Source organism: Salegentibacter sediminis, assembly GCF_002078605.1.
GTDB lineage: Bacteria > Bacteroidota > Bacteroidia > Flavobacteriales > Flavobacteriaceae > Salegentibacter > Salegentibacter sediminis.
The window spans coordinates 40334-49949 of record NZ_MSJR01000013.1 but is presented as its reverse complement, the minus strand read 5'-3'; the positions used below and the strand labels follow the sequence as shown (position 1 = coordinate 49949).

The following is a 9616-nucleotide window of genomic DNA, read 5'->3' as shown; positions in this document are numbered from 1 at the left end:
AGGTCAACCAGTTCGTATTCAATTTTAGCACTTGGTATTATATTGTAAAATATCTGCTGGTCAATAGACAAAAGACGATCATACATTTTTCCAATTTGTGCAAATGCTTGGACTGGATTTTTTTGTCGCTCAAAAAATAAATCTAGTTCAAAATCAAATTCTTTGTTATCGTCCATTCAAGTTAATGGTTTTGGTTGTTTTGAAGTGGTTCTCTAAATGCCGCCCAACTTGTTTTACACTTTACTAAGTATTCTTTATGCTATATATTCTACGGGATTAACACTATTTTCCCGGCCCACACTCCTAACAGCAATTCCAATATCTTCCTCAGTCAAGCCATAAAGCGCATAGCCCGGCCGGGCGATTTCTGTTGCTATGGCTGAAGGCTTTACTCTAAAAAAAGTTGTATGGAAAGCCTTTTTAGGCTTGAGTATAGATAGGTTCCCGGGATTAATTTCTTGTTCCGACTGCATGCAGAAATGGGCTTATGCTTATCAAAAACGGCATTGTAGGGAAGGCCGACTGTTGCAGAATCCGTTGCAAATTGATCCTGCTTGTTAAATTTTTAACAAGATAGGAATTTGAATTATATTTTGTAGGAATTTCTGAAAGAATCTATAATTAATTAACTTGTAAACATCTTTTAATCAGGTTTAATAAATTTAAGCTCACAAAATAACGCTGCCAAACTAAAAACAATCAGAACTTAATGAGTAACAGAATTCTAAATGTTCAAAATATGCTGTAGTTGCTAAGCATATTTATGCTGCCTGCTTCCGGGTTTGCTCAGGCTATAGTAGAAGATACTATTAAGTTTTCAGGGGAAATAAAAGTGATGTCTTATAATATTCATCACGCCAATCCTCCTTCACAAGCTGATGCTATCGATATAGACGCGATTGTTCGGGTAATAAAGGATCAGGATGCCGATCTGGTAGCGCTACAGGAGGTAGATTCCGGCACCGAAAGGTCGGGAGAAGGGAATCAGGCAGCCTTGATTGCAGAGAAATTAAATATGTATTTTTATTTTTCAAAGGCACTTAATTTCAACGGAGGAGAATATGGCAATGCGATACTTTCCAAATACCCGATAGCGGAGGCTGTTACTCACCGATTACCGAATGAACCGGGAGCAAATACTGAAGACCGGGTGATGGCTACAGGAAAAATAAGACTACCTGATGGCAATAAAATTGTTTTCGCCAGTACTCATTTAGATTATAAAGAAAACTCCCCGAGTAGAATCCTGCAGCTTAAGAGGATTCTTGAAATTGTGGAAAAAATGGAGCTGCCGGTAATCCTGGCAGGAGACTTTAACGATGTTCCGGGCTCTGAAACTATAGCGATCTTAGCATCGGCATTTGAGTTAACTTGTAGTGCCTGTCCGCCCACTATCCCCGTAATAGCACCCACCAGAGCTATTGATTTTATAGCGTATAAGCATCCTCAACAAAAATTCAGGACAAAAGCTCACAAAGTCATTGACGAAAAATATGCTTCAGATCATCGGCCGGTTTTTGCCTTAATTGAATTATTAAAATAAATTTGAGTTAGACTGTTAGTTTAAGCGCTACTTCTTTTTGACATTCGATTATTAGCATAGAAATTAGCGTTGTGAACATATCGCCTCAGGCTTTAGATTTGGATTTAAATATCTTATTTTTACCCAAATTCAATTCCCGCTATGAATACCAGAGAAGAACAACTAAAAGCATTCGATCGCCTCCTAACCATCATGGATGAACTCCGGGAACAATGTCCCTGGGATCGTAAACAAACCATGGAATCTCTGAGACATCTTACCATAGAAGAAACCTACGAGCTAGGAGATGCGATTCTGGATAATGATCTCGAAGAGGTGAAAAAAGAATTGGGAGATGTGTTGTTACACCTGGTGTTTTATGCTAAAATTGGCAGTGAGAAAAAGGCTTTTGATATTGCCGATGTCGCCCATAGTATATGTGATAAATTAATTGACCGTCATCCTCATATTTACGGAGAGGTGAAGGTTGCCGATGAGGAAGAGGTAAAGCGAAACTGGGAGAATCTGAAATTAAAAGAAGGTAAAAAGAGTGTTTTGGAAGGTGTGCCGCGTTCGCTGCCGGCATTGGTTAAAGCAAATCGTATTCAGGATAAAGTGGCTGGGGTTGGCTTTGACTGGGAAGAGCCACAACAGGTTTTTGAAAAATTACAGGAAGAATTGGGGGAATTACAACACGAAGTCAATGCTCATAATGAGGAGAAAATAGAAGCCGAATTCGGGGATGTGCTCTTTTCGATGATCAATTATGCCCGTTTCCTTAAAGTCAATCCTGAAAATGCGCTGGAACGTACCAACAAGAAATTTATTCAGCGGTTTCAGTACCTGGAAGCTAAAGCAAAAGAACAGAATAAAGCTCTAAAAGATATGACGCTCGCCGAAATGGATGTTTTCTGGAATGAAGCAAAATCTCTCTGATTATTTGCTAAACACCATTAGCTTGGATTCTAGCTCAAGCTTGCTGAATCCAAAATTATCTCTGATCCAGATCAGGCTTTTTTCAGTATAAAAAAATACGTGCGTGGGATCGTTTTTGTAATACCAGGTGTCAAAGTCTAAACCTTCGGTATATAGCGAAGTTTTGCAATAGAGTTTTCCGCCGGGATTTAGTTTGTAGGAAAGATCCCGGAATTCCCTGGCTGGATCATGAAAATGCTCCATTACTTCACAGCATATAATGAAATCGTAGAAATTTTTCAAGACGCTCTTATCCGGATAAAAATATGGATCAAAAAGTGCTACAGAATAGCCTTGTTTTTCGAGTTCACTGGTAGCCACGGGGCCTGTGCCACACCCATAATCCAAACCGGTGTTCTTAGCTGAAAAATCATTTAAAACCCTGGAGGTTATCGGACTTACAAATTCCTGATAACGCGGGTCTTCAACATCGTTGTTGTGAGTTAGATACCGCTGTTTTTCTGCCTCTTTATTAATATAAAATTCAGGTAAAAGTTGAATGCCTTCACAGTTAGTGCAAACAACAAATTCCCGATTTTTACTTTTCCAGAATGTTTTGGTTTCAGCACCGCATAAAGTGCAATTCATTCTGAACAATTTTAATAGAGCGATTTGATCTTGCGTAATTTTTCTTTCCAGACTTCAAGCTGGGCCTTATGATCGGCGATGTTCTTGTGAACTTCCTGTACCAATGGATTATCCTCATCTACATTGGAGAAGAATTGGAGGTTATTCTCTAACTGGCGAATCTCAGCTTTGGTTTCCTCTATTTTCTTGGTGAGGAAATAATGCTCATTCTGCAACTGTCGGTCGTCTTCGGCCTCATTGATAGATTGAAGCTTATTTTCATATTTCATCATCTCGACCTTGGTCTTGTCCATATCGAGTTTATTGAAGACCTGGTCTAAAGTCTTATTGAACTTTCCTTCAATAAACCTCTTATTATGAGGGACTTTTCCCACTTCTCTCCAGGCTCCGATCAGCTCTTTAATCTTCGGAAGATCTTCCTTCTTGTCCCCGCTAAGCTCAAGGGCTTTTAGTTTATCGAGGATTTCCTTTTTCTTGTCGTAAGCTTCAAATTCTTCCTTGTTTTCTTCGTTACGGTTGGCGTGTAGTCTATCAAAATAATGATTACAGGCTGCTTTGAATTGTTTCCAAACCTTATCGCTGTCTTTGCGGGGTACGTGACCAATCTTTTTCCAGTCGGCCTGGATCTTTTTCATCAAAGGAGTAACGGTCTTGAAATCATCGCTGTCCTTATTGTCCTCGGCAATTTTGATGAGTTCCTTTTTCTTCTCCAGGTTATCGTATTGCTGCTTTTTAAGATTCTTGTAGAAAGTGTTTTTACTGCGATTAAATTTCCTTACTTCCTGCTTAAACTGGCTCCAGGTTTCTTCATTTTTACTGCGGGGTACCTTGCCGGCTTTAAAGAATTCTTCCCGCAAGGCCTCAATTTCTTTAATCTTTTGTTGCCATTTATTGTGGGTGGTGTAATTCTCTTCGGCAATTAGCCTGATCTTTTCAATGATTTCCTGTTTCTTCTTCCAGTTTTCCTCAAATTCTTCATCGAGTTTACTGAAGTATTCCTGACGCTTATCGTGGATCTTTTTGGTGGTTGTGCTAAACCGGTCCCAAATCTCTTCCCTAAACTCTTTACCAACAGGACCAAGTTCTTCCTTCCACATTTTATGAAGCATCTGCAGCTCCCTGAATGCACGATTTACATCGGCTTCCTGTAATAGTTCTTCAGCACGATCTATCACCTTGAGTTTCTGTTCGAGATTATGTTTGAAATCCATATCCCTAAATTCCCTGTTTAAATGCAGGAAATCATAGAAATTCTCGACGTGGTGATGGTAGGTGTTCCAAACATTATTGTATTGATCTCTTGGGATTGGCCCGGCGACCTTCCAGCGATCCTGGAGTTCCTTAAAATGTTTGTAAGTGGTATTTATATTCTCTTCAACATCAATTAAGCCTTTTAATTCCTCAATAATTTCCATACGTGTATTGAGGTTTTTATTGAGATCCTGCTTAAGCTGCTGGTAATACTTATTTCGTTTTTCTTTATAATCAAAAATAAGGGAATTGAATCGTTTTTTTAATGGAGTGGAGTAGTGGAAATCAATTATATTGCCCCCATCGGCCAGAAAATCCTCTTTTTTCTCTTCCAGTTCCTCATCAAATTTTGCATTGAATTCGGCACGTATTTCTGCTACGTGCTCTTTAATTGCCTGTACCTTTTCGGTCTTTAAAAGATGTTCCAGTTCGTCTACCAGAGCTTCCTTGCTCATAGAGTGGTAATCTTTCTGCTGAATATTGTGACGCTCCCCGGCACTCTCGTCTTCACTTTCTTCGGCTACCGCCTCGTCAACATCTTCCTGGGCGTCCTTTGGGGTTTTATTTTTGCTTTTTTCTTCTTCCTCCTCCTCATCTAAAGATTCTTCTGAATCTACTTCTGTTTTATCTGCAGTAGCTTTAGCTTCTTTGTTCTCCGCAGTTTTAGTTTCATCTGAGTTATTTTCTGAAATAGCCTCAGGTTCTTCATCCTTTGAAACTTTCTCAGCTTCAAGCATAGATTCTTCCAAACTATCGGCCGTTTCCCTGTCCTTTGAAGATTTTTCTGAAGAAGCTTCTTCAACCATAGCATCTTCCAGCTCGCTTTCTTTTTGCTCTGAAAGGCTTTGCTGTGATTCTTTTTCTTCAGATTTCTCCTCTTCTTCAGGCTTAGAAAATGAATTCTCCTCGTTTACATTTCCCTGGCTTTCTTCCTGCTCTTTATTTTTAGGCTTTTGCAGGCTTTCGTTGGAAAGCTCTTCCTTTCTGTTTTCATTTTCTTCTTGAGACATATCTTTCAATGTTAAGGTTCGTCAAAATTTATTTAGGCTGAAAGATAGTAACTCCCCTAAAATTGGACAAACAATTAGCTCTATTTGTAAAGATTAAAAACTAATGGAATTGGGTCTATGAGGTCCAAATATTCCAGGCAGCTTCGGCCTGAAGTTCCAGCATTTTAAGGCCATTAGAAACAGTTGCGCCTTGCTGTAGGGCGAGATCCATAAGTTTGGTGCTTTCAGGATTGTAGATAAGATCGTAAACCAAATGTGAAGAGTTAATATGCTTAAAAGCCAGGGGAGGGTGTTTTTCTACTGCCGGGAAAGTGCCCAGTGGGGTACAATTAACAATAATGCTAAATTCCTGTAAAATCTCTTTATTTATCGAAGCATAATCAAGTCTTCCAAAGTCTGCTTTTCTTGATACAAATCTGAAATCAATTCCAAGGTCTTCCAGGGCATAGGCAATAGCTTTTGAGGCGCCTCCTGTTCCCAGGATAAGGGCCTTCTTATGATGTGCTTTCAGGAAAGGTTTTATCGATTGTTGAAATCCTATAAAATCGGTGTTATGACCGGTCAAAGTGTAGTCCTTTTCCACTTTTATAGTGTTTACGGCTCCTATATTTTCAGCATCGACAGAAAGTTTATCCAGATAGGGAATTATAGCTTGCTTATAGGGAATGGTAACATTTAAGCCTGAAATTTGCGACTCCTTCTGCAGAATAATCGGGAACTGATTGATTTCCTCCAGGTCAAAATTTTTGTATTCTGCAGCGATATTTTCCCTTTTGAACTTATCAGCGAAATAAGCTCTTGAAAAAGAATAATCTATGTCTTTTCCTACAAGGCCGTAAGTTTTCATGCTGAGGTTTTCATTTTAGAGTTTTTCTTTTCATACCAGGCCAATCCCAGCACCAGGACGGCACCCAGAATAATAAAAAAGATTGCCATCCAGGTTTCAAAAGAACTGAATGACGGAAAGTACCGGTCGTAATTATCCAACACCTTATTTCCTGTGCTGTCTATCTTTATATTTCCATCGGCTCCAATCGCATAGATCTTTTCCTTCCAGGGCCAAACGACCCCAAGCGATCCGGTAATGAAACCTATAATAGTGGCAAAAGTGTCTTTTTTATAATGTTTCAGGACAAAACCCAGAAGATGAGATAAACTTACCAGTCCGGCAAGGGAGCCTAAAGCAAAAACAATCATCACTTTTAAAAGGCGTATTCTGTCGGCATTTTGCAAAAAGCTGAAGTCCAGTAAGAGGAGATCGGTGATGGTGTCATAAAGTGCATTTACCGAATCTACCAGTAGGAGCACATAATTTCCCAGTAAAATAAGGATGAAAGACCCGGAGAGGCCCGGGAGGGTCATTCCTGATACGCCTACCATCCCGCAGAAAAATACGAACCAGAGGTTGTCATTCTCTTTTGCCGGTTCCAGAAAACTAATAGCCAGTCCAGCCATAATTCCCATAGCTACAAAAGCCAGACTGCGCTGGCTCCATTCCTCAAAATCCATACTTATATAGTAAATAGACCCAATAATCATCCCGAAGAAAGAGGCCCAGACGTATAGCTCATATTCGAGCATTAGCAGATCCAAAAGCTTTGAGACACTGAAATAACTAATGAGCATTCCTAAGATTAACAACCCCAGAAACTTACCGTTTACATATTGATACAAACTTCCAAACCTACCATTTATCAGCAATTTGAACGCTTTGAGATTTATCTTCTGAAGCGAATAAATAAATTCCTCATAGAACCCTGCTACAAAAGCCACCACGCCTCCCGAAATACCGGGGACTTTGTTGGCGGCACCCATAGCCAAACCTTTAAGTACCAGTAGTACTTTGTCGGTAAGGGTTCTAGTTTGTTGCATCTTCCTGTTCAGGTTTTTTACTGGCAAAGCGTTCCAAAAGAAAGATTAGCAGGAAACCTGCCAGCATTAAAATTATTGCATAAAGAGTATTGGGCTCTCCGTCAAAATTCCATGGTAAAACCGAGGCCTCTTTTAGAACGACCTCTTTCTCGCCGTAAAATTCGGTTTCCAGAACTTCTTTCCAGGGCCATATTTTATTCAATGAGCCGGCGATAAATCCTGTGAGGACAGCTAGGGTGACATTGGTATAATGAACAAAAAGCCATTTTAGTAACTTAGAAAAGCTTAGAAGCCCCACTATAGCACCCACAGCAAAAATCCCCAGGGTTTTAAAGTCGAAATCGTGTGCAGCTTCGGTTATCGTCTTGTAGGCCCCCAGTAAAACAAGGATAAATGCTCCGGAAATTCCCGGTAAGATCATGGCGCAAATGGCAATGGCACCTGCAAAGAAAATAAAGAGGTTTCCGGTGTTTGCGCCAAGAGGAGGTAAAGAAACAATATAAAAGGCTATAGCTGCTCCTACCAACAGAGAGAGTAGTACTTTAAAATTCCACCTGGGAATCTGGCTACCTACATACCATACACTGGCGACTACCAGTCCAAAAAAGAAAGACCAGATAAGTATAGGGTGGTTTTCTAAAAGGTAATTAGCCAGCCGCATTACGGTAAAAAGGCTTATAAGTATCCCTGAAAAAAGAGCAAGAATAAAGGGCCCATTGAGCTCTTTCCACATGGCTTTGAAGCCATCTGTTCTCCAGGTTTTAATCAAAGAAGGTTTTACCCCACTAATGGTGGAGATTAGTTCCTCATAAATCCCTGAAATAAAAGCGATTGTTCCTCCTGAGACGCCGGGAACCACGTCGGCAGCACCCATAGCTATTCCTTTTAAGCTTATAGTGAGGTAATCATAGAAGCTTCTTTGCATTCTTGAAAATTATAAATTCCGTCCAAAGTTAGCAAAATAACTAAGAGAGGTTTATAAAGGAATTTATAATTTCTTTTACGCTTTTACGCTGAAAGATTTGTGGAAAAAGTTCTTCGATAATGATATAATATTCAGCATCAATTTTAAGACCGTTATTCAGGTGATAATAAGCTTTATCCCCTTCGTTCAGGTTAAAATATAAACCGGCAAGCCTGAATTCCACTTCGGCAGAATCGGGATGAAACTCCAGCGCCTGATTCAAATTATTAACTGCGATTTCAAATTCGCCCAGGTCGGTAAGGATATCGCAACGTTTAATCCAGGTTTCCAATTCGTAATTACCCAGTTCAAGGCTCTTTTTATAGCCAATTTCTGCTTCTTCAAAAAATTTCAACCTGTTATTGATCCTGGCATAACGCTTCCAGTAAAGCACATTCTCTTCGTCGATACTTATCGCTTTATTGATATAGTAAAGTGCTTTTTGATAGTTCTTCGTTCTAATATAGAAATCGGTGATGGCAATCCAACCTTTGTCAAGCAACGGATCTTCGTGCACGCACTGCTTGTAATGTTTTAAAGCAAGATCATCTAGGCCGAGCTTTTCAAAGCTTTTTCCAATACGTAAATAAGCAAAGGAAGTAGGATCGTCCAGTTCCAAAGTTATTTTGTAGTTTTCTATGGCTTCATTATAACGCCCAAGTTTCTCGAGTACTTTTCCCTTTTCAAGATAAGCTCCAATAAAATTATCATCGCTTATTATAGCAAAATCAAAAGCCGAGAGTGCTTTCTGATATTCTTTCAAATCAAAATATTGTTTTCCTACCTGGTGCCAGGCTACCTCGCAGTACGGATTTTTATCCAGATACATATTCAGGTAATCAATGGCTTCTTCCTTTTGGTCAAGGAAATCGAAGCAATACATAATATTATAAAGAGCAGAATAATCTTCTTCGTCGGCTTCCAGACATTTCATAAAGCTATACTTAGCGTTCTCGAAATCTTCAAGGAAGAGATATTCCATTCCGATTAAGGAATATACCTCGGCCTCATCCAGGGTGTTTTCCAGTGCCATTTCCAGCATTTGTATGGCTTTAAGGTGCTCGTCTCTCTTAGAGAAGATCTGAGCCTTCTGGATGTAGATCTCCTCATTAGAAGATTCCAGGTCCTGAAGTTCGCTAAGTAATCCATCGGCAAGATCCAGTTTATCTTCAAATACCAGAATCTCTACCTTAAAAAGTTTAAGGTTTGTAGAACCTGGGTGTTGTGCCAGGCCTAACTTAACAGCCTTCTTGGCCAGGGCAATTTTACCGTTTTCCAGGTAGTAGTTTATTATGTTCTCAAATTCGTTAGAATCAAAAAACAAAACATCGTTTGTTTTTAGCATAGATTCAAAGCGGGTGAGTGAGAAATTGTTTTCGTCGTTATGGCTTAATTGCATAGACAGGGAATTACGGGATTTCTACAGTTCTAAAT

Annotated in this window: 9 protein-coding genes; 2 read left to right on the top strand and 7 right to left on the bottom strand. The window is 39.5% G+C overall.

Annotated features, from left to right (window positions below):
* Positions 1-254 precede the first annotated feature (254 nt).
* Positions 255-473, bottom strand: a complete 219-nt coding sequence (locus tag BUW93_RS14420; protein WP_081212450.1) for a hypothetical protein — start codon at positions 471-473, stop codon at positions 255-257.
* A 275-nt stretch (positions 474-748) separates the two neighbouring features.
* Between BUW93_RS14420 and BUW93_RS14415 the strand changes: the two genes are divergently transcribed.
* Together BUW93_RS14415 and mazG are read left to right on the top strand one after the other, a co-directional pair.
* Positions 749-1543, top strand: a complete 795-nt coding sequence (locus tag BUW93_RS14415) for an endonuclease/exonuclease/phosphatase family protein (protein ID WP_198537020.1) — start codon at positions 749-751, stop codon at positions 1541-1543.
* Between the two features lie 141 nt (positions 1544-1684).
* Positions 1685-2458, top strand: a complete 774-nt coding sequence (gene mazG / locus BUW93_RS14410) for a nucleoside triphosphate pyrophosphohydrolase (protein WP_081212448.1) — start codon at positions 1685-1687, stop codon at positions 2456-2458.
* Here the strand turns inward: mazG and BUW93_RS14405 are convergent, their stop codons facing one another.
* The 6 genes from BUW93_RS14405 to BUW93_RS14380 all read right to left on the bottom strand — a co-directional run bounded on the left by BUW93_RS14405 (position 2459) and on the right by BUW93_RS14380 (position 9581).
* Complete coding sequence (locus BUW93_RS14405; protein WP_081212447.1) at positions 2459-3085, bottom strand: class I SAM-dependent methyltransferase; 627 nt, start codon at positions 3083-3085, stop codon at positions 2459-2461. It lies immediately after the preceding gene.
* An 11-nt stretch (positions 3086-3096) separates the two neighbouring features.
* On the bottom strand, positions 3097-5346 hold the full coding sequence (locus tag BUW93_RS14400) for a DUF349 domain-containing protein (protein ID WP_081212446.1): 2250 nt from the start codon (positions 5344-5346) through the stop codon (positions 3097-3099).
* A 115-nt stretch (positions 5347-5461) separates the two neighbouring features.
* A complete protein-coding gene (locus BUW93_RS14395) occupies positions 5462-6193 on the bottom strand; it encodes a shikimate dehydrogenase family protein (protein WP_081212445.1) in 732 nt (243 codons plus the stop codon).
* Positions 6190-7218: a DUF368 domain-containing protein gene (locus tag BUW93_RS14390; RefSeq protein WP_081212444.1), complete on the bottom strand. Its 1029-nt coding sequence runs from the start codon at positions 7216-7218 to the stop codon at positions 6190-6192. Before BUW93_RS14390 ends, BUW93_RS14395 begins: the two co-directional genes overlap by 4 nt.
* Positions 7205-8143: a DUF368 domain-containing protein gene (locus BUW93_RS14385; protein ID WP_081212443.1), complete on the bottom strand. Its 939-nt coding sequence runs from the start codon at positions 8141-8143 to the stop codon at positions 7205-7207. The genes BUW93_RS14390 and BUW93_RS14385 overlap by 14 nt, the downstream gene beginning before the upstream one ends.
* A gap of 40 nt (positions 8144-8183) precedes the next feature.
* Positions 8184-9581: a tetratricopeptide repeat protein gene (locus BUW93_RS14380; protein WP_081212442.1), complete on the bottom strand. Its 1398-nt coding sequence runs from the start codon at positions 9579-9581 to the stop codon at positions 8184-8186.
* Positions 9582-9616: the final 35 nt, after the last annotated feature.